This window comes from Pantoea sp. 18059, assembly GCF_902706165.1.
GTDB lineage: Bacteria > Pseudomonadota > Gammaproteobacteria > Enterobacterales > Enterobacteriaceae > Pantoea > Pantoea agglomerans.
Genome location: NZ_CACSJS010000001.1, coordinates 353,236 through 373,966 on the forward strand (window position 1 = coordinate 353,236; position 20,731 = coordinate 373,966).

At 56.2% G+C, this 20,731-nt stretch carries 19 protein-coding genes and 1 pseudogene; 11 read left to right on the forward strand and 9 right to left on the reverse strand.

The window, feature by feature from the left end; all coding sequences use genetic code 11:
* Nucleotides 1–110 precede the first annotated feature (110 nt).
* From GVJ63_RS01660 to GVJ63_RS01675, 4 genes are read left to right on the forward strand one after another with little or no spacing between them, the layout of a single operon-like run.
* The gene (locus GVJ63_RS01660; RefSeq protein WP_010246187.1) at nt 111–941 is read left to right on the forward strand and encodes a transketolase; all 831 of its coding nucleotides are present in this window, start codon (nt 111–113) and stop codon (nt 939–941) included.
* Nucleotides 934–1,878: a transketolase family protein gene (locus GVJ63_RS01665; RefSeq protein ID WP_010669881.1), complete on the forward strand. Its 945-nt coding sequence runs from the start codon at nt 934–936 to the stop codon at nt 1,876–1,878. The genes GVJ63_RS01660 and GVJ63_RS01665 overlap by 8 nt, the downstream gene beginning before the upstream one ends.
* A gap of 2 nt (nt 1,879–1,880) precedes the next feature.
* The gene (locus GVJ63_RS01670) at nt 1,881–3,368 is read left to right on the forward strand and encodes an FGGY family carbohydrate kinase (protein WP_159226325.1); all 1,488 of its coding nucleotides are present in this window, start codon (nt 1,881–1,883) and stop codon (nt 3,366–3,368) included.
* Nucleotides 3,369–3,388: 20 nt separating this feature from the next.
* Complete coding sequence (locus GVJ63_RS01675; protein ID WP_033771480.1) at nt 3,389–4,807, forward strand: L-fucose/L-arabinose isomerase family protein; 1,419 nt, start codon at nt 3,389–3,391, stop codon at nt 4,805–4,807.
* Between the two features lie 112 nt (nt 4,808–4,919).
* Here the strand turns inward: GVJ63_RS01675 and GVJ63_RS01680 are convergent, their stop codons facing one another.
* Nucleotides 4,920–6,050, reverse strand: a complete 1,131-nt coding sequence (locus GVJ63_RS01680) for a mechanosensitive ion channel family protein (protein ID WP_031592912.1) — start codon at nt 6,048–6,050, stop codon at nt 4,920–4,922.
* Nucleotides 6,051–6,146: 96 nt separating this feature from the next.
* The gene (locus tag GVJ63_RS01685) at nt 6,147–6,881 is read right to left on the reverse strand and encodes a flagellar brake protein (RefSeq protein WP_122458844.1); all 735 of its coding nucleotides are present in this window, start codon (nt 6,879–6,881) and stop codon (nt 6,147–6,149) included.
* 210 nt (nt 6,882–7,091) lie between these two features.
* Here GVJ63_RS01685 and GVJ63_RS01690 point away from each other — a divergent pair, with 210 nt between their 5' ends.
* Nucleotides 7,092–7,340 (forward strand): GlsB/YeaQ/YmgE family stress response membrane protein, encoded by a 249-nt coding sequence (locus tag GVJ63_RS01690; protein WP_031375306.1) that lies wholly within the window; start codon nt 7,092–7,094, stop codon nt 7,338–7,340.
* A 67-nt stretch (nt 7,341–7,407) separates the two neighbouring features.
* Here the strand turns inward: GVJ63_RS01690 and GVJ63_RS01695 are convergent, their stop codons facing one another.
* Both GVJ63_RS01695 and treA read right to left on the reverse strand, forming a co-directional pair.
* Nucleotides 7,408–9,507, reverse strand: coding sequence for a TonB-dependent siderophore receptor (locus tag GVJ63_RS01695; protein ID WP_159226326.1), 2,100 nt, complete (start codon nt 9,505–9,507; stop codon nt 7,408–7,410).
* Nucleotides 9,508–9,698: 191 nt separating this feature from the next.
* On the reverse strand, nt 9,699–11,384 hold the full coding sequence (gene treA, locus GVJ63_RS01700) for an alpha,alpha-trehalase TreA (RefSeq protein ID WP_010669886.1): 1,686 nt from the start codon (nt 11,382–11,384) through the stop codon (nt 9,699–9,701).
* A 210-nt stretch (nt 11,385–11,594) separates the two neighbouring features.
* Here treA and ghrA point away from each other — a divergent pair, with 210 nt between their 5' ends.
* The 5 genes and pseudogenes from ghrA (at nt 11,595) to GVJ63_RS01725 (ending at nt 15,867) form a co-directional block, all read left to right on the forward strand.
* Complete coding sequence (ghrA, locus tag GVJ63_RS01705; RefSeq protein WP_159226327.1) at nt 11,595–12,536, forward strand: glyoxylate/hydroxypyruvate reductase GhrA; 942 nt, start codon at nt 11,595–11,597, stop codon at nt 12,534–12,536.
* 39 nt (nt 12,537–12,575) lie between these two features.
* Complete coding sequence (locus tag GVJ63_RS01710) at nt 12,576–13,313, forward strand: phosphatase (RefSeq protein WP_124889871.1); 738 nt, start codon at nt 12,576–12,578, stop codon at nt 13,311–13,313.
* A 610-nt stretch (nt 13,314–13,923) separates the two neighbouring features.
* A complete protein-coding gene (locus GVJ63_RS01715) occupies nt 13,924–14,613 on the forward strand; it encodes a hypothetical protein (RefSeq protein ID WP_235038327.1) in 690 nt (229 codons plus the stop codon).
* A gap of 465 nt (nt 14,614–15,078) precedes the next feature.
* Nucleotides 15,079–15,273 (forward strand): annotated as a pseudogene (locus tag GVJ63_RS01720) (phosphatase); the annotation flags it as partial.
* Between the two features lie 27 nt (nt 15,274–15,300).
* Complete coding sequence (locus tag GVJ63_RS01725; protein WP_159226328.1) at nt 15,301–15,867, forward strand: molecular chaperone; 567 nt, start codon at nt 15,301–15,303, stop codon at nt 15,865–15,867.
* Between the two features lie 123 nt (nt 15,868–15,990).
* Here the strand turns inward: GVJ63_RS01725 and GVJ63_RS01730 are convergent, their stop codons facing one another.
* The 4 genes from GVJ63_RS01730 to GVJ63_RS01745 all read right to left on the reverse strand — a co-directional run bounded on the left by GVJ63_RS01730 (nt 15,991) and on the right by GVJ63_RS01745 (nt 19,104).
* Entirely contained in the window at nt 15,991–16,356 is a 366-nt protein-coding gene (locus GVJ63_RS01730; RefSeq protein ID WP_010246157.1) for a helix-turn-helix domain-containing protein, read from the reverse strand.
* 72 nt (nt 16,357–16,428) lie between these two features.
* Nucleotides 16,429–16,689, reverse strand: coding sequence for a type II toxin-antitoxin system RelE/ParE family toxin (locus tag GVJ63_RS01735; protein ID WP_010246155.1), 261 nt, complete (start codon nt 16,687–16,689; stop codon nt 16,429–16,431).
* A 104-nt stretch (nt 16,690–16,793) separates the two neighbouring features.
* The gene (locus tag GVJ63_RS01740; protein WP_159226329.1) at nt 16,794–18,173 is read right to left on the reverse strand and encodes a CoA transferase; all 1,380 of its coding nucleotides are present in this window, start codon (nt 18,171–18,173) and stop codon (nt 16,794–16,796) included.
* 46 nt (nt 18,174–18,219) lie between these two features.
* Complete coding sequence (locus GVJ63_RS01745) at nt 18,220–19,104, reverse strand: DMT family transporter (RefSeq protein WP_010669895.1); 885 nt, start codon at nt 19,102–19,104, stop codon at nt 18,220–18,222.
* Between the two features lie 172 nt (nt 19,105–19,276).
* Here GVJ63_RS01745 and GVJ63_RS01750 point away from each other — a divergent pair, with 172 nt between their 5' ends.
* Nucleotides 19,277–20,002: a glutamine amidotransferase gene (locus tag GVJ63_RS01750; RefSeq protein WP_033757357.1), complete on the forward strand. Its 726-nt coding sequence runs from the start codon at nt 19,277–19,279 to the stop codon at nt 20,000–20,002.
* Here the strand turns inward: GVJ63_RS01750 and GVJ63_RS01755 are convergent.
* Nucleotides 19,990–20,553: a class I SAM-dependent methyltransferase gene (locus tag GVJ63_RS01755; protein ID WP_124889877.1), complete on the reverse strand. Its 564-nt coding sequence runs from the start codon at nt 20,551–20,553 to the stop codon at nt 19,990–19,992. The two genes, GVJ63_RS01750 and GVJ63_RS01755, sit on opposite strands and share 13 nt — an antisense overlap.
* Nucleotides 20,554–20,731: the final 178 nt, after the last annotated feature.

A 20,731-nucleotide genomic window follows, 5' to 3' on the forward strand; every position in this document is an offset into this window, starting at 1 on the left:
GTAGTGAACAAAGGGCGGTTCAGTTTATCAGCCCCCTTTTTTTCAGGCACAAAATTTTTTAACCGACGTGAATATATATTCATAACCGATTTAAAATTCAGAGGTAGTGTATGAATCCTTTCAATCTTCCGGTCGATGACCTTGAGCGCCGGGCGCGGGCAATCCGCCGCCGCATCATCCAGCTTAACGCGGGCAGCCCGGCAGGCGGTCATACCGGCGCTGACCTGTCACAGGTAGAGATCCTCACTGCGCTCTACTTCCGCATTCTGAACTGCGCACCGGATCGCACAGACGACGATCAGCGTGACATCTATATCCAGTCCAAAGGGCATGCGGTGGGGGGCTATTACTGCGTGCTGGCGGAAGCGGGCTACTTCCCGACCGACTGGCTGGCAACCTATCAGCATGCCGACTCGCATCTGCCCGGCCATCCGGTACGGCAGAAAACGCCGGGCGTTGAGCTGAACACCGGCGCGCTGGGTCACGGCCTGCCGGTGGCGGTGGGCATCGCTATCGCGGCGAAAAAAGATAACAGCCCGCGCCGCATCTTTGTGGTGACCGGCGATGGTGAACTGGCTGAAGGCAGCAACTGGGAGGCGGCGCTGGTGGCGGCGCATTACGGCCTCGACAACCTGATCATCATCAATGACAAAAACAAGCTGCAACTGGCGGGCGCGACCCGCGACATCATGAACACCGATCCGCTGCCGGAAAAATGGCGCGCCTTCGGGCTGGAGGTCACCGAATGCAACGGCAATGATATGGCGGCGGTGGTCGACACCATTGAAAACCTGCCGAAGAACGGCAAACCGCAGGTGATTGTGGCGCATACCGAGAAGGGATTTGGCGTCTCCTTTATCCAGAGCAAGGCGGAATGGCATCACCGGGTGCCGAAAGGCGAAGAGATCGCACTGGCACTGGAGGAACTGAAAGATGAGTAATGCACAACATTTAGCAAGCGTCATGGTCACGGCCTTTATCGACGCGGTGAATCGCGGTGTGGATCTGGTGCCGGTGGTAGCGGACTCCACGTCGACGGCCAAAATCGCCCCCTTTATCAAGGCATTTCCCGACCGGCTGATTAACGTCGGCATCGCTGAGCAGACGCTGGTGGGCACGGCGGCCGGTCTGGCGCTGGGCGGCAAGGTCGCGGTGACCTGTAACGCTGCGCCGTTTCTGGTGTCACGCGCCAATGAGCAGGTAAAAGTCGACGTCTGCTACAACAACACCAACGTCAAACTGTTCGGGCTGAATGCCGGGACCAGCTATGGCCCGTTAGCCAGCACGCATCACAGCATTGATGACATCGCGGTGATGCGCGGTTTCGGCAACATCGAGATCTATGCGCCGTCCTGCCCGCTGGAGTGCCGTCAGATCATCGATTACGCCCTTGAGCATGTCGGGCCGGTCTATATCCGTCTGGATGGCAAAGATCTGCCGCAGCTGCACGAAGAAAGCTATCAGTTCAGGCCGGGCGCGATCGACCTGCTGCGTGAAGGCAGCGACATCGCACTGGTGGCGATGGGCTCAACGGTTCACGAGGTGGTTCACGCTGCTGAGCAACTGGCTGAGCAGGGCATTTCAGCCGGTGTGATCGCGGTTCCATCGATTCGACCTTGTGATACCCAACAGCTGCGCAACCTGTTAAATCACTACCCAGCGGTGATTACCGTAGAGGAGCATAACGTTAATGGCGGTGTCGGCAGCCTGGTGGCCGAAGTGCTGGCGGAAGGCGGCTGCGGCATCCCGCTGTTGCGGCTCGGCATTGCAGATGGGGAATATGCAATTGCCGGCGATCGCGCCTCTACCCGTGCCCATCATGGCATTGATGCCAGTAGCGTGGTGAACAGTGCAGCGCGCATCTGCGCAGGAGCATAAACATGGTGGGACCCCTGATTCTGGCGATCGACGAAGGCACTACCAATGCTAAAGCGATTGCGGTTGATCGCGATGGCCGTGTGGTGGCACGCGGCAGCCAGAGCTTAACCCTGCAACATCCGCTACCGGGACTGGCTGAGCAGGACCCTGTGGCGATCTGGCAGGCGGTAAAAGAGGCCATTACCCATTGCCTGGCAGCCTGTGGTGGCGCGCCTGTCGCGGCTGTGGCGATCAGTAATCAGCGCGAGTCGGTGCTGATCTGGAAGCGGCGTGACGGCAAGCCGCTGACGCCGCTGGTGAGCTGGCAGGATCGACGATCCGAGTCACTCTGTCGCGACCTGCATCAGGCGGGCAAAGCACCTCGCATCACCGGTTTGACCGGCCTGGCCGTTGACCCGATGTTTCCGGCCGCCAAGCTGACCGGGATGCTGGCCGCCATTCCTGACGGCGCGGCGCGGGCGGCGGCGGGTGAGCTCTGTATCGGCACGGTCGACAGCTGGCTCAGCTGGCAGCTCAGCGCCGGCGAGGTATTTATTACCGATCATGCTAACGCCTCCCGTACTCAACTCTACAGCCTGCATCTTAATGACTGGGACGACGAGCTGCTGACGCTGTTTCAACTGCCGCGCGCCGCGCTGCCGCGCATCACCGCCTCAGCCAGTGAACAGGGCGTGGTCGCGGTGAGTGATATTCCCGGCTTAGCGCCAGGCACGCCGATTCTGGCGCGCATCGGCGACTCTCATGCCGCCTTACAGGCGCAGCGGCGCGGCGAGTCTGAAGTGGTGAAAGCCACCTACGGCACCGGGTCTTCCCTGATGATGTCCATGGCGACGCCGCTGCTGACGGAAAATGGCCTCAGCACCACCGTGGCCTGGCATGACGGCACGCTGCGTTATGCCTTTGAAGGCAACATCACCCACACCGGTTCCGGTGCCGCCTGGCTGGGCAGAATGCTCGGCGTGCAGGAGCCGCGCGAGCTCACCGCGATGGCGCAGCGCTGCGACGACAATCAGGGCATCTATTTTGTCCCGGCGCTCTCTGGCCTGGGCGCGCCCTGGTGGGATCTGCAGGCGCGCGGCATGGTGTGCGGATTGACGGATGCCGCCACACCCGCCGTGCTGGCGCGGGTGGCGCTGGAGTCGATCGTCTGGCAAATCGCCGACGTCTTTTTTGCCATGGAGCAGGCCAGCGGCCAGCAGCTTCCGGCGCTCTGTGTGGATGGCAGCGCCACCGAAAATAGCTGGCTGATGCAGTTACAGGCGGATGTGTTACAGCGGCCGTTGCAGCGGGTGCCTACCGCCGAGGTCTCCGCGCTGGGCGCGGCACTGCTGGCAGGCAAAGTGCTGGGATGGTGGCAGCAGGGCAGTGATATGCAGGCGCTGCAGGGCGGCAGCGTCATCATGCCGCGTGAAGAGCACGCGCAGCGTATGCAGGAAAACTATAAAGGCTGGATTGACGCCGTTGCACGCTGTCGTTATCAGCCACATTAATCCTTATCCGGAGCAGAGCCATGTCAACACTTCCTCAGCAGTTAACCTTCGGCGTCATTATTGGCAACCGGGGTTTTTTTCCCAGCTATCTGGTGGGCGAGGCGCGCCAGCAGGCGGTCGCGCTGTTTGAAAAGATGAACATTAATACGGTGATGCTGGATGAGACCCAGACCAATCTGGGCGGCGTCGAGACGCGTCAGGAGGCGAAAACCTGTGCCGCGCTGTTTCGTCAGCACCGCGAAGCGATTCACGGCATTGTGGTGTTGCTGCCTAACTTTGGTGATGAAAAAGCCATCGCGGAAGCGCTGCGTCTCGCCGGGCTGAACGTGCCGGTGCTGGTGCAGGCCGAAGAGGACAATCTGGATAAAATGGGACTGGCGACCCGCCGCGATAGCTTCTGCGGCAAAATTTCGCTCTGCAACAACCTGCGGCAATATGGCATCCCGTTTACGCTGACCCGCCAGCACGTCTGCGCCCTGAGCGGCGACGTGTTTATGCAGGATCTGCAGCGGTTCAGCCAGCTCTGTCGGGTGGTGAATGCCATGCGTCGGGTACGCGTCGGGGCGATTGGTGCCCGGCCTGCCGGATTCAACACCGTGCGCTACAGCGAAAAGCTGCTGGAGAAGATGGGCATCGCGGTGGAGACCCTGGATTTATCGGAGATCTTTACCCGCACCAACCGGCTGCGCGATGACGATATCCGCGTGGCAGAGAAGCGTGAAATCCTGGAGGCCAACGCCGATGCGCGGGGGATTCCGGGTGAAAAACTGGTGACCATGGCCAAACTATTTGTGGTGATCAGCGAGTGGATCAGCGACAACGATATCGATACCACCGCCATCCAGTGCTGGACGTCGTTGCAGGAGAACCTGGGCATTAACGTCTGCTCAATCATGAGCGTGATGTCGGGCCAGCTGATGCCCAGCGCCTGCGAAGTGGATGTGATGGGGGCGCTGTCGATGTATGCGCTCGCCAGTTGCTCGCTGAACCCCGCCTCGCTGGCAGACTGGAACAACAACTTTGGCGACGAGCGGGACAAATGTGTGCTGTTTCACTGCGGTAATTTCGCCAGCGCCAGCCTGGAGTCAGCGACCATGGGCACGGCGGATATCATCGGCACCACCGTGGGCAAAGAGAACACCTGTGGCGCAGTGCATGGCCGTATGAAGCAGGGCGATCTGACCTATTTCCGCCTCTCTACCGACGACTTCAGCGGCGAAATCAAGGCCTATGTGGGAGAGGGAATGTCGGTCACCGATCCGCTGGACACGGTAGGTTGCCGTGCGGTGATCCAGGTGCCGCAGCTGGAGACACTGCTGGCGTGGATCTGCCGTAACGGCTTTGAGCATCATGTGGCAATGAACCACTCTGCCACGGCTGGTGTGCTGCAGGAAGCGTTCAGTGAGTATCTCGGCGTGAGCTGCTACCGGCATCAGTAAGCGGTAAGGCGGAACGGCTGAATGCAGGGGATGAAGCAGCCGGTGCGGTCACGATTCCGCCCGCACCGGCTTGTATGCCCGCCACTTCTGAAAAAGAAAGGCGGGCACTGATTTAGCGCGCCATTCTGCGCACCTCGTCATCGTCATTCTGCACCGCAACCAGATCCACCGGTGGCAGATTGCCGCCGCTGAACTCCACCTGACGAATCGGGAAGGCGAAGCGGATATTTCGCTCTTCCAGTGCTGCCATCAGCTGCAGGTTAATCTCCTGCTGAATATCCATGTACTTGTTGTAATCCGCATCCAGCACAAAATAGACCACTTCGAAGGTCAGTTTTGAATCCTCAAAGGCCAGGAAGTGGGCACGGTCAAAACGGGTGGTCTCAACGCCCTGGATAATCTCTTTCACCAGCGGGCTGATCTCCCGGACCTGCTCTGACGGCGTGGCGTAGCTGATACCAAACTTAAAGACGATGCGGCGCTGCTGCATGCGCTTGTAGTTGTGGATCGTCTGCTGCAACAGAATGGTATTTGAGCAGACAATCTGCTCGCCACTCAGGCTGCGCAGTCGGGTGGTTTTCAGGCCGATATGCTCGATGGAACCGGCAATGTCACCGAAGACAATAAAATCGCCATGCTCAAACGGCTTATCAAAGCCTATCGCCAGTGAAGCAAACACATCGCTCAGTACCGTCTGTATCGCCAGCGCAATCGCGATACCACCAACCCCAAGGCTGGCGACCAGTGCGGTAATGTTGATGCCCATGTTCGACAGAATGGCCAGGAACATCATGATCCAGACCACTACCCGCAGCAGAATCCCGAGGATCACCGTAGTGACCGGGTTGCGCACGTGCAGCGGGTCACGCAGCAGACTTTTCAGCCATAGCCGGATGCCACAGTCGAGCCACAGAGCGAGCTGCACAATCAGCGCCAGGAACCAGCCGTGCGCGATGGTTACACTCCACGACGCGGGCAGATCGACAAACTTCAGGGCAATCAGTAGCGAAAAGATCAGCAGCAGGGTCTGGCTGGTACTGCGCAATATCTCCACCAGAATCGCAGTGGCGCGAACATGACGATGTTCGCTGTAAAGGGCAATCCGGTTGGAGATAAAGCGAATCAGAGTACGTAATATCCAGTAAATCACCAGCGTGGACACCACCACGATGGCGCTGTTTAGCCAGAGTTCCTGATTAAAAAAGAGGGAGTGAAAACGACGTGAAGAGAGCCAGTTTTCCATTGGGGAGGGTCTCCTTGCTGGGTTCCGGTTTAAAAGAAAACAAGCAAGAAGCATAGCCTGGATGCGGCCCACCTGTGTGGCGCATCCGTAAAGCGGTTACTGGAATCGGGTCGATTTATCGCGAGCCAGGCGCTCAAGGGCAAAAATAATCTGCTGAAGCTGCCGCTCCTGCGCCGGGTTCAGCGTGGCAAAACGAAAGCTCAGTCGCGGTGTGATGCGGGTTTCATTTTTGCCGGTCACCACGCTGCGCTCGCCAATGCTCAGCAGCTTTACCGGCACGTCAAAATGGCCATACTCGCCCAGCTCGACCCGGAACGGGTTGAAGCTGTCACCGTCCTGCAACCCGTCCGGCAGCGCTTCATCCACCAGCACGCCGATACCGCCCAGCGACAGATCCTGCAGACGCAGGCGCGTTTTCCTGCCATCGGGCCACACGGTATGACACCAGAACTGCGGCTCCAGCGGAGCGCAGACCCGGAAAAACTCACGTCGCTGGATCTGCCACAGCAGGCCTGGCAGCGGCGCGCTGAAAGCGGGTAACCCTTCAAACTCCACGATTTCCAGCGCGGCGAGGCTGAACTCCACCTTAGCGCCGTAGGTTTCCGCAGTGATACTGAGATCGTCGCTGGTCAGGGCATAATCGTTATCCAGATTATTACTGCCGAGGTCAAACAGCAGGTGATCTTCATCGGCAGCCAGCATCCGGCTGATAAACTGCCCACGCGGAAAGCGCACCAGTAATGGCGTCTGCAATCGCAGCAGATCTTTCATAACGCCAAGAACCGCCAGCGTGCCACGTTTTAGATATTGTTCCTGGTCGGCTTCTTTCACGTCCTGCTCCACAAGGGGGTTACTTTATTGATGCGGTTTTTTTGCCTCGTCTCGGTTATCGGCGCCGCTAAAAAAAGCTTTAGCATGCCATTCATCAATAATAACTGTGAGCAGGCAGGCATTTTTTGAAAAGCGGGTTATACTTATCGCGGTAAACCGCTTGATTAATCAGGCGTTCACGATTTAATCATAAAAAGGAAGGAGTAACAGATGGGTATTATTTCCTGGATCGTCTTTGGCTTAATCGCAGGTATTCTGGCGAAGTGGATTATGCCGGGTAAAGACGGTGGCGGTTTCATTCTGACTATCGTTCTGGGTATTATCGGTGCAGTAGTGGGTGGCTGGATCAGTACGCTGTTTGGCTTCGGCCGCGTCGATGGGTTTAACTTCGGCAGTTTTGTGGTCGCTGTTATCGGTGCCATCGTGGTGCTGTTTATCTACCGCAAAGTACGCAGTTGACCGTAAAGGTTTAAACGAAAAAGGGGACGAAGCGATTCGTCCCCTTTTTTTATCTCTTATTTTGCAATCAGAAGTCGTAACCGACTGTCGCCATTACACTGCGCTCTGCGCCCCAGTAGCAGTAGCCCGTGCCGTAACAGCCTGCTACATAGGTACGATCTGTGAGGTTATTGGCATTGACCTGCACCCATGCACCTTTCAGGCTGTTGTTCCAGACGCCGAGATCGGCCCGCACTGACGCATCAAACAGCGTAACAGACGGCACGCGCGTGGTGTTTTCATTGTCCGCCCACTGTTTGCCGATGTAACGCACGCCCGCACCCGCACTCAGACCGTAATCAAACTGATAGTGACCCCAGAGTGCAGCCATGCTGTTGGGTGTGACATATGGCGTATGTCCGTCGTTGCCATCCACCGACTCTTTAAAGCGCAGATGATTCAGCGTATAGCTCGCCACGGTGCTCAGACGCGGGGTTAACTGATTACGCGCTTCCAGCTCAATGCCCTGTGAATGCACTTTGCCCGAAGGGGTAAAGAACGGCGTCGGTGCTTCCCGGTTCGCCACATCTTTCTGCGTCAGGTCATAGACCGCAACGCTATAGAGATCGCGGGTGCCGACCGGCTGATATTTCACCCCGGCTTCATACTGCTCCGCGGTGGTGGGCTTCAGCAGGTTATTGTTGGAATCGGTGAGCGCGGTCGGGGTAATTGCCTGGCTCCAGCTCACATAAGGCGAGATGCCGTTGTCGAAGGCATAGAGCAGCGCAGCGCGGCCGCTGATGTGATCATCCTGACGACGCTCATTGCCGCTGTTATTGGCGACGATGCGGTCATAACGACCGGAGAGATCCAGATGCCAGCGATCCAGCTTCATCTCATCCTGCAGATAGAGGCCGGTCTGATAGTAGCGACGGGTTTTATCTGCCCAGGTGTAATCCGGCATGTCGCCTACCTGCTCGCCGGTCAGGGCATTGAGCTGACTGGCTGAACCGCCCGCCGCGTTGATCTCATTTTTGTAACGATGATACTCGGCACCCAGGGTGACGCGGTGCTCCAGTTCACCGGTGTCGAACTCCGCCTGTAAGCGGTTATCGGTGGACCAGGCAGAGAGCGACGAGCGCTCACCGGAGTAAGAACGGTTCAGCAGGTCGGGATTATTTTCATCCCAGCCAACCTGATAGACCTGATCGAGATCGACATTCGAGTGGCTGTAGCTGCCGGTCGAGTAAAATGACCAGACGTCGTTGAAGCGATGGGCGAAATCGAAGCTGTAGATCTGCTCGCGACGCTTGAACTGATCGAGATCGCTGTTGCCCTCATAAAAGCCGTTGCTCAGCTTGTAGCCGTTGTGTTCGGTGAGGCTGCCGTCACCCGGTACCGAACCGTGATAACCGCCCGACGGATCCTTCTGCAGATAGGCTTTCAGGATTAGATGTGTATCTTCGTCCGGCTGCCACATCAGCTGCGGCATCAGTGCATATTTCTCTTCGCGGGTGTGATCGTACTGGGTATCGCTGTTGCGGGTCACGCCGGTCAGGCGAAACGCCCACTGATCGTTGATGGCATTGGTATAGTCAAACATCGTGCCGGTGGTGGCGTTGCTGCCCGCCTGCAACTGGATGTGACCCTCTTCGCTGAACTGAGGACGCTTGGTGACCATGTTCACCAGTCCGCCCGGCACCGTCTGACCATAGAGCGCAGAAGAGGGGCCTTTGATCACGTCGATGCGCTCAAGGAAGGCGTTATCGACCTGCAATACATTGTAACTGCCACCGTCGCTCATCAGTCGCATGCCGTCGAGGAAGGTATTATCGGTATCGCCGCCATGGAAGCCGCGTAGCGAAATAGTGTCGTAACGCGTCGCGGCACCCCCAAAGTTGGTGAAGACGCCGGAACTATAGCCCAGCGCCTGATTCAGGGTCAGTGCGCCCTGATCCTGCATCTGCTGGCGGGTAACCACGGAAATCGATTGCGGCGTGGTGATCAGCGGACGATCGCTTTTGGTTGCGCCCTGGCTGGTCGTCGCCAGATAGCCCTGGGTCGGCGAGGTCGAATCTTCCTGCGGTTGCGCAGTCACCACCATATCGGCAGCAAAACTCAGAGCAGGCGCGGTCAGCGCCAGGGTGCAGAGGCGAACATAACCTTTCAGCGACAATGACAGTTTCATCAAAATTCCTTTCTTGGCAAAGGTTCAGGCAGGTGAATAAAAGCTTTGATAGGCAATCTCATTATCATAATGAGAATTATTACCTTTTGTAAATTGGCTGCAATTTTGCCTGTTGATGAAAGAAGGTCAAGTAAAATTCGCGGAAATGAAGTGGGGATACCCCCGGCAAGGCCAGAGGTATCCAGAGTGGATTAAGGTTGTGAGGCAGACGCCTGCGGAATATCGTGGGCGCTGTTACAGGTTTTATCTTTCGGGCAGTACTTATCCAGCAGTTTCAGCGTGACGCCGTTGGTCCAGCCGAAGCCATCCTGCAGCGGATATTCACCGCCACCGCCGCCGCCGAGATTTTTGCCATCAACGACATATTTCTCCACCAGCTTATGCTCACGGTCATAGGTGTTCTGAACGTTTTGCAGGAAGCGTAATCCCACCTCTTTCGCCAGTTTTGGCTGGTTGTAGTGCTCCAGACCTTCCACAGCGACCCACTGCAGCGGTGCCCAGCCATTGGGTGCATCCCACTGCTGACCGTTGTTTACGGTGGTGGTCACCAGACCGCCAGGTTTCAGCAGCTGTTTTTCCACTGCGCTGGCGGTGCTTTCAGCCTGCTTATCGCTGGCGACCTGCAGATAGAGCGGGAACAGCGCGGCAGCAGTCAGCTGAGGATGGACCTGCTTTTTCTGCCAGTCATAATCGGCGTACCAGTTCTGTTTGCTGTCCCACAGATAGCGGTTGATCGCCGCCTGGCGCTTCTCCGCGCGATCGGCAAACTGCTTCGCCAGATCGCTCTGCTTGTTCATCTGATAGCCTTTCGACAGGGTCTGCTCCAGATGGAACAGCAGGCTGTTGAGGTCAACCGGGGCCAGCTGCGTGGTACGAATTGTCGACAGGTTATGCGCATCGGTAAACCAGCGCGAACTGAAATCCCAGCCCGACGCCGCACCGGAACGCAGCTCCCGGTAGAGTTCGGCTTTATTCCTCTGCGGCGCTTTCTGGGCGGTGGCAATGTCATCCATCCAGGATTCTGTACGTGGCACGTCGCGCGCATCCCAGTAGCGGTTGAGCAGGCTGCCGTCCGCCAGCTTAATCACACGCTTGCTGGCTGCGCCCGCCGCGACTTTATCGCTGTCTGCCATCCAGTAGTCATACTCTTTCTGCAGCTGCGGCAGATAACGGGTATAGGCTTTGCCGTTATCGTGCGTCGCCAGCAGATCGACCATCAGGCTGAAGAACGGCGGCTGTGACCGGCTCAGATAGTAGCTGCGGTTGCCGTTGGGAATGTGGCCATAACGGTCGAGCAGCGAGGCGAAGTTGTCCACCATATCCTGCACTTTATCCCAGTGCCCGCTCTCGGCCAGCCCCAGCATGGTGAAGTAGCTGTCCCAGTAATAGACTTCACGGAAGCGCCCGCCTGGCACCACATAGGGTTTGGGCAACGGCAGCAGCGAGTCATACTGACCGGCGCTGCTGGTGGTGCGCGTCAGCACCGGCCACAGGCCATCAATGTGGTCACGCAGGTTTTGTCCGGCTGGCGGCACATATTTGTCACCGGCCGCGGGCAGGGTAAAGTTGGCATCCACAAAGCGCTTAAGATCGAAATTGCGCTGTTTCTTCTGCATCTGCCAGTCGGCAAGAATTGAGGCGGGATCGAATTTCGGCACCGCATCCGCAAAGGTCTTTTGATCGGGATAGAACTTCGCCTGTTGCACGGCATTAAACAGCGGTCCTAAACGAACGTCAGGCGGCTGCGGCTGATTATTCAGCATGCGACTGTTGTCGTCGGCCTGGGCAGTGAAGGCGGGTACGCTCAGCAGCAACGTGAGCAGAAAGGGCGCATAACGCTGACGCCGTGGAGCGGCGTTTACCTCAATTTTTGTCATCGGTTTTTCTCCTTGTCCGAAACGCGGCCGCGCGTAACGCATTGACCACAGGACCAACTTTAGACCTTATCTGGCCACTTCACCCTGAAGCGAGCCGGAAATGTGAAGCCACGGGAATTATTTTTATGGAAAAAACCGCTTTATTACGCTGGTTTTTTCTTGCTCTCACCTCGCTTTTCCCTGACGCTGAAAGAAAAAAAGGAGAGCAGGATGGAGATCATCTGGTATCACCCGTCGCAGTCTGCAGCGGCCTGGATTAACGGTTTACAACAGCGTCTGCCCCAGGTGCGGGTGCGTGCCTGGCAGCCAGGCGATAATGGTCCGGCTGATTACGCGCTGGTCCGTTCGCCCCCCACAGAAATGCTGCAGGGACGCGCCACCCTGCGCGGCGTCTTTGCGCTGGGGGCAGGCGTGGACGAGATTCTGAAACAGCTGCAGCAGAACCCTGAGATGCTGCCCGACAGCGTGCCACTGTACCGGCTGGAAGATACCGGCATGGCGCGGCAGATGCAGGAGTATGCGGTTCATAGCGTACTGAGCTGGTTCCGTCGTTTTGACGACTACCGTCTCCAGCAGCAGCAACAGTGCTGGCAGCCACTGCCCGCTTACACGCGTGAAAACTTTACTATCGGCATCCTGGGGGCGGGCGTGCTGGGGCAGAGTGTGGCGGAAAGCCTTAAACCCTGGGGATTCCCGTTACGCGTCTGGAGCCGCTCGCCCAAAGCGATCGACGGCGTGACCAGCTTTGCCGGTCGCGATGCATTGCCTGCCTTTCTGCAGAAGACGCGGGTGGTGATCAACCTGCTGCCGAGCACGCAAGAAACCATTAATCTTATCGACCACCACTTTTTACAGCAGCTGCCGCACGGCGCTTTCTTCCTCAACATCGCGCGTGGCGCGCAGGTGGTGGAAGAAGATCTGCTGGCCGCGCTCAATAGCGGGCAGCTGAAAGCGGCGGCGCTGGATGTCTTTCAGGTTGAACCGCTGCCGGAAGCGCATCCGCTCTGGTCACATCCGCGCGTCACGATCACGCCCCATAATGCGGCGGTAACCTTGATCGACGAAGCTATCGACTACATCGCCCGCGCCATCACCCAGGACCAGGCAGGCGAGCCGCCGCAGGGCAGGGTGGATCGTCAGCGCGGCTATTAATGAACCGGCCCCGTCAGGGGCAATCAGCAGGAGAAGAGGATGTATCCGGTAGATCTGCATATGCACACCATCGCCAGCACCCATGCTTACAGCACGCTGCACGACTACGTGACTCAGGCGAAGCAAACCGGCATGAAACTGTTTGCCATTACCGATCACGGCCCCGACATGGCCGACGCGCCGCACTACTGGCACTTCATTAATATGCGCGTCTGGCCGCGCGTGATCGATGGCGTGGGTATTCTGCGCGGTATCGAAGCCAATATTAAAAATCAGCAGGGCGAGATCGACTGTTCCGGCCCGATGCTCGATGCGCTGGATTTGATCGTCGCCGGTTTTCACGAGCCGGTTTATGCGCCGCGCGACCGGAAACATCACACGGATGCGATGATCGCTGCGATGGCGGGCGGGCTGGTCCATATCATCAGTCATCCAGGCAACCCGAAATTCCCGGTCGATATCACGGCTATCGCCGAGGCAGCCGCGCACTACGATGTGGCGCTGGAGCTGAACAACTCCTCCTTTACCCATTCGCGTCCGGGCAGTGAACCGAACTGCCGGGCTATCGCCGCCGCGGTGCGCGATGCCGGTGGACGGCTGGCATTTGGCTCCGATTCCCACACGGCGTTTACGCTCGGAAATTTTGAACATTGCCTGCGCATCGCCCGCGAGGTAGATTTTCCTGAGGATCGGGTGTTAAATGTCATGCCGCGTCGCCTGCTCGACTTTCTGGAGCTGCGCAGCGGCAAACATATTGCTGAACTGGCTGACTTTTAGCGCCATGCCAGGTAAGCAACACGCTCACCATGATGAAAATCCCCGCTTTTATCTGCGGGGATATAATGACTGAGGCGAGTATTTTACCGTAACGTGTTCTCTTATCAGCCCGGAAAGGGCGTGTGGCAAGACCTGAAGCTTAAAGCTGAGAGAGCACTTAATAACTGAAAAATGGTCTCAATCGTTCGGGTTAGCAATGTCAACGGGGCGGTTCGTCCGGGCGGGTAATGGCGTAAACTTTAAGTTCTACTCTGCTCTTTATTGATCGCGTTAGATCAAAGCGTAGAATTACCACGCCTGGTAACGCGCTTTACTAATTTAATAGTTAACCATGCTAATAGCAAAGCTGAAATTATTATTGCTATGAATAATGCATTCGCTGTTGAAGGGAAAATTTGAAATGGATTTACGATTTCACCGAGCTTCATGTAAGCATCTTCCGAAAGGGTTCTGAAGATGATTTCCGGGATCACTATAAGATAAAATAGAGTAAATACGGTGTATAAAGCCAGCCACTTGATCCTTTTCATAAGCCATTCTCTTTGCATACCTTTCGCTTCAGTATACAATCGTTGCATAAGGAATTCTACACAAAGGGATGAGTATGAGCATGTCTTATCTTAAGATTAAACTTCAGGCAGAGCGAACCATTGCGCTTAACTTTGAGAAGGCACTTGCTGAGTTACATCAAACAATGCTTGATACAGGAAGGGGGATTGTGTCTGGCGCTCAACGTGCAAGCGGCTATGGTTCATGCTTTTTTGATGACTACAAGGATGTTTGTAATCAACTTAAGCAGGAAGATTTGCGATACCTGAAGCAACTCAGAATGCTGTTTACCCGGCAGGACGTGGTTTTAGAGATGGTAGAAATATACTTCAGAAAAAAACTGAGCCGTATTGGTGATACAGGCATCCAGAACATACAGAGACTGTTAGCTGAAAAAGCGTCTGATTATGCTTCTGGTAAATTCTCTAAACTTGCTATAGCACAGTTAATCGCTCTCGTTATTACACAATCCCGGGATTTCAAACAGTCACATATTAATGTAATTAATGCTACAAGTTCGTATGCCGTAACCGCTTTTAAATTTTATGGTAAGTTTGAGATTGCCACAAAAGCAGCAAGAAAATTACGCTTCGATGATGCGGAGTATTACTTCGACTTATATAATGCTAATTTAGAAATGTTCTATTATTTGATTGAGCCGGAAATGTCTAAAATAATCTATTTGAAAAATTCAGGTTCCACTAGCGAAGAGCAGATTTTAAATCTACTAAACAAGATTTTAATAAAATGAAGGCGATCTTTCGCTGGCTATATGCCTGGGTAAGTCATTCCTTCTTTGGACTTATACCACCAGCGGCCGGTCTGGTCGGGGCCATTTTTTTTGTAAGCGTTTTTCCTACATATGGTCTGCTGTTCGCTTTTCTATGGATCCTTTTAATTATTTATTTTTGTGGAAAATATTTTCGCTATTACTAGTGGAGGTAAGCCCCCGTATGAAAAGTGCTTTTTATTTTATTCTATTTTTTTATGAAAATTTACGAATTTGATTAGCCTGTTATTGCATATCTTCATTCCGCCTGGCTAATAGTTCATCAGAATCAGAAGTTGCTGGATGATGTATTCTGAAGTTTTCTATGCAAAATTAACCAGTTGCTTTAAGATTTTTTCTGAAGTATGAACTCACTTTCTGGCTGAGATAGCCAGGTGTAAGGGTCGATTACTCAGAGTCCCGGTCATCGCCGTTGTTAAGACCGCCGATGCCGGTGGACGGCTGGCATTTGGCTCCGATTCCCATACGGCGTTTACGCTGGGTCACTTCGATCACTGCCTGCGCATCGCCCGCGAGGTGGATTTTCCTGAGGATCGGGTGTTAAATGTCACGCCGCGTCGCCTGCTCGACTTTCTGGAGCATCGCAGCGGCAAACATATTGCTGAACTGGCTGACTTTTAATTTACTTGCCTCAAGGAAATCTGACTCATGAATGAGTTTTCCATTCTGTGCCGCGTGATCGGCTCACTGTTTAATCGTCAGCCGCAGGACCCGCTGCTGGTGCCGCTGTTTACGCTGCTGCGTGAAGGCAAACTGCAGTCGCAGTGGCCGCTGGAGCAGGATGAGCTGCTGACCCGTCTGCAACAGAACAGCGATCCCCAGGCGCTGGCCGCCGATTACAACGCGCTGTTTGTTGGCAGCGATTGCAACGTGCCGCCGTACGCCTCACAGTGGCCGGAAGGCAAAACGGAGCCAGAAGTGCGTGCGTTTTTAACCTCACGCGGAATGCCGCTGAGCGATGCGCCTGCTGATCATTTTGGTGTGCTGATGCTGGCTGCGTCATGGCTGGAAGATCAGTCAGCGGAAGATGAGAACGCGGCGCAGATGGCGCTGTTTGAAGAGTATCTGCTGCCGTGGTGCGGTGCTTTCCTGGGTAAAGTAGAAGCACACGCGACCACCGCTTTTTATCGTACTCTTGCCATGCTGAGCCGCGAAGCGATCCAGGCGATGTACAACGAACTGCTGGATAGCAGCGAAGAGACGCCTGACGCCTGATTCACCACGTCGCCGGGTGCGTACCCGGCGCACAGTGCTGAATCATCTTTCTCAATGGGTTCTGGGGGGGATTCTCTGGATACGGCGTGCTTTTTTTCGGGCACCTGAACCCTCTTAATCGGCTTACAGGATTAACTGCCCGGGTCGGCAGCCATACAGTTTTGCGAGACGTTCACGCGTCTTTTTCTGCGGCTTACTTTCAATACGCTCCAGTTGAGAGATCGCACTTTGCGTGGTCCCCAACTGCTGAGCCACATCATGCTGGCTGAGCCCCCGCCAGATGCGCCAGGCCGCCTGAAGACTCACTTCCTGCTCAATCATGATCCCTGCAACGTCGTGCGGGATCGTCTCATCGTCGTGCTCGTCAGCCTCCACAGGAATAGTCTCCCATTCGCCATCGCTGGCCGAGAGCAGCCTTTCATATTCCGCCACCGGCAAGACCACAAACTGGGGTTTGCCTGCTTCATCATAGATGTACTGTTTTGACATAGTTTATCCGGGTAATTGTGTGTCGCAGCAGAGGTCGTGAGTGCGTAAGGCTATGCCGGTATCCAAAAAGCTTTAGTAAGTGACGGATGTTCTTCTTGCTACCTCTGTAATTTCCAGAATCACCGGTTCGCCCCCGGTTAACGTAAAAAGGACCCGGTAGTTGCCAACCCGCAGCCGGTAGTGATTATCGCTGCCCTGCAATTTTTTAATGTCCAGTGTGACGACCGGGAAACAGACTAACTCACCCACCTTCTGGTAAATGATTTTCTGGTAACGTTTGTCGATCTTCATAAGGTGCTTCAATGCCCGCCTGGACCAGTCTACCCTGACCATTCTGCACCCCGTTTCAATGAACTTCGTCCCTGAGTCATGTGTAAATAATAAGATGGAAATCTAATGTCATCAACATTATTTTTCTAATTATCTAATGTTTCGCTTCACCACGTCGCCGGGTGCGTTCCCGGCGCACAGCCTGGCGTCGAACAGAGCTGTGGGGTGCCGGGCAGCCAGGCGGCCGCTCGCAGCCTCACTCCAAACCCCCACGGCGTTAATTCGTAACAGGGCAGGTTATCCTTAACCTGCGGCGCAATGCCGGAGCCTGTGCGCTGATCGGTGGGATGCTGCTGCAACAGCCACGCGGTGCGCGCCAGCGACAGCCGGACCTGGCTGCCGTGGCCCTCAGTAATGCGTCGCCGTAATCCCTCCAGCACCGCCGCCGCCAGCAGATAGCCGCTGGCATGATCCAGCGCCTGCACCGGCAGCGGGACCGGTTTATCGCTCTGCTGCCACTGCATGCCTCTTTCAGCAATGCCGCATCCCATCTGCACCAGACTGTCAAAACCCCGGCGATTGCGCCACGGACCCTGCCAGCCCCAGGCATTCAGGCCGGCATCAACCAGACCGGGTGAGAGTGACTGAAGGATCTCCGCGTCAAACCCGAGCCGTTCCAGCGCATCCGCCCGATAGCCATGCACCAGCACGTCCGCTTCACGCAGCAGGTGGATAAACTGCTCGCGATCGGCGGGCTGAGTCAGATCCAGCACCGCTCGTCGCTTGCCGCAGCTCATCTCTTCATCCAGCGTCGGCTCCTGCCAGCCGGGCGGATCGATGCGCAGCACGCTGGCTCCCAGGCTGGCAAGAAAACGGGTAGCGACCGGCCCGGCAATAATCCGCGTCAGATCCAGTACTTTAATGCCCATTAAAGGACGGGCTTCGGCCAGCGGCCACTCCGGCGCCGCTGCCTGTTGTGTGGTCTGCCAGCTAAACAGCGGTTCGCGCTGCACGGCCTGGCCCTGCGGATGCTGCTGCCAGGCGGCGGCACTGCGCATCTCTGCGGCACAGCCACCCGCATCAATAACGGCCTGCTCCAGTTCGCTGGCCTGCCACTGTTGCACCTGCTGCGCCAGTGCTGCGCGATCGGCGTGCGCGCCCAGCACCCGCTCCATCGCCAGCCGGTGATGCACGGCGTTGGTGTGCAGACGGATCCAGCCATCCCGGCTGCGATAGTCACCGGCAAACGCATCCCACATCGCGGGTGCCGCGCGATTCAGCGGATGAAAGCTCTGCTGAAACCAGCGTGACGCCAGCCGGACGTTAACGGTGACGGGCGGAGAGGCGAATTCAGGGCGGGATGTGGCGATAAGCGCAGCAGCAGCCTGCGTTGCCAGACCGATGCTGGTGGCCGCCAGTTCACTGACGGCAAAGGCAGAAGAGAAGGTGGCGCGATCAACGAAGGCGGGGAGAGGCCAGGCGGCGTCGCGACTTCGCAATCCCTGCTGCATCTGCTGCCAGAGAGAGGCGGCAAGCGGTGAGTCCATGTTGTGCTTCCTGAGAGAGGTGATTTCTCAAGCATAGCACGCGGGATTAACGCCGCCGCAGGCGCGGGAAGCGGGCATGCATCCGCAGGCTACGCAGGTTGATTACGGCAATAGCGGTACCAAGGATCACCAGCGACGCACCGATAATCTTGAAGCTGTTGAGGCTGTCGCCCAGCACCACAATCCCCATCAGCACGGATAATACCGGCGTCAGCAGTGAGTAGGGCATGATCAGGTTGACGTTATATTTCTTCAGCAGCATATACCACAGTGTATAGGCGACAATCGACGAGGCGATAGCGCTGTAAAGAATGGCAAACCAGCCGTGCCAGCCCGCATTTTGCAGGGCGTAGAGCTGATGTGATTCCATCAACAGACTGGATGCGCCGACGACAGGAATGGCCAGAAACGCAATCCAGCCGGTCATGGTCAGCGGTTTAATCGGCGGTGACTTTTTCACAATCAGATTGCTGACAGCCCAGCCGGTGGCGCTGCACAACAACAGACAAAGCACCCACCACGACGGAATCGTCGGGCTGCCGGAGAGCACGACGACGCCGCTCAGCGAGATCATAATGCCCATCAGCTGCACCAGCTTCAGCTTCTCTTTCAGCACCACCATCGCCAGCAGCATGGCAATGGGTGTACCCAACTGAACCACAATTGCGCCGGTGCCGGCATCGGTATAGCGCAGGCCGACAAACAGCAGCGAAAAGTGCATAAAACCGAACGTGAAAGCCAGCAGCAACAGCCAGGGTAGCTGCTGACGGTTAATCCGGCAAAACGGTACCAGTACGATGGCGACAACCACAAAGCGCATAAACGTCAGGAAAAGTGGCGGAAGCTCCAGCAGGCCCCATTTCACCGCAACGTTGTTGAAGGCCCAGATTGAAACCACCATCAGAATCAGAAAAAAATGCCGCACAGCCACGATAATATCCTTTCGATGTTTTTTGCTTAGCCCGCTAATGATGGCACGAACTGCGGCATTGCAGCCAATCGCAGGGAGAAATTTTCTGCGATTGCGGCGCAGCCTGATGAGACTTTCGGGCGCGTTGCTGGCAGACTGATTTGAAACGACTTCTTAAAGGAACTGATTCGGTATGACCTACACGTCCGCCTTACCCCTTGCGTTAATTCAGCTTGAAGTCCCACCTGCAAACGTTGTCTCAGAGATTGGTGAACAGCCGCGCTGGTTCATCGACGCGTTAAACCTGCAACCCGATGAATACCTGATTGTACGGCCCCATCTGGGCGAGGCGCTACCCGCTTTCGACCAGATTTCCGGGGCGATCCTCAGCGGTTCCTGGGCGATGGTCACCGATCACGCTGAATGGAGCGAACGCAGCGCCGTATGGATTCGCGCAGCGATGGATCACGGCTTGCCGCTGCTGGGGGTCTGCTACGGCCACCAGCTGATGGCCTATGCGCTGGGCGGCGAGGTGGCTGACAACCCCAACGGCTGGGAACGCGGGCTGTTACCAATCAACTGTATGCCGGAGGCGCAGCGCGATCCGCTACTAAAGAAATTGCCACAGGACTTCAGCGTCTGGCTGTCACATCGCCAGTCGGTGATCAGCGCGCCACAACAGGCGCAGGTGCTGGCCGCCTCTGCGCGCGATGGCTGTCAGATTGTCCGTTATTCGCCGCAGGCGCTATCGGTGCAGTTTCATCCTGAATTTTCACGGCACATCATGAACGTTTGTATGCCCAAAGGCTGTACAGAAGATGGAGCAAACGAGATGGAGGGGAAAGACTGGGCGCGTGAGTTGCTGGTGGCGTTCTGGCAACAAACGCGCCCTGCAATGGCGCAAGCTCAGGGTGCGTAGTGACGCGTGCAGCGATAGACCCAGGCGGGTGGCACGTTTTTCATCACCCGCTGGCGCTCCCAGGTGAAGTAGCGCGACAGGTCTGGCTGAGTCAGCGAGGTATACTGGAACTGTACAAAGACGCCGTTGGGCCCGAGGGCGTTATACACCGCACGCAGAATCGCCTCACGCAATTCAGTGGGTAATGAGAGCAGCGGCAGGCCGGAGAAGATCACGTCATATTCTCCGCTCAGGTATTCCGCTGAACAGGTGCGCACCGTCATGCGCGTATCATCCAGCGCATTAAGCTTATCGGCCAGCGTGCTGCTGATCTCAAAGGCATCCAGCGTGGCATCGGGTGACATCTGCGCCAGTATCTGCCGCGTCAGTACACCGTCGCCCGCGCCGAGTTCGGCAATACGTAACTTTTCAGGCCATTCCACCGACGCAATCATGGTGCGGCACAGCGACTCTGACGAGGGCGTAATGCTGCCCATCTTGCGCGGGTTGCGGATAAACTGATGCACGAAATTGGCTTTAGCGCGCATCAGGGTAAAAGCTGAAGCCAGCATGCTCATCTCCAGAATGAATTCATCCTCACGTTGACCCCTTTGTGCCGCACAAGTTTCTCTCTGACCAGCCTTTTGGGTAAAAGTCGGAATTATCTAAAGACGAAGCGTAAACACCCATTCCTTCGGGGCGGTCACAGTTTCCGGTTAACAGAACTGACAGGCTCTTGATGATGCTTCA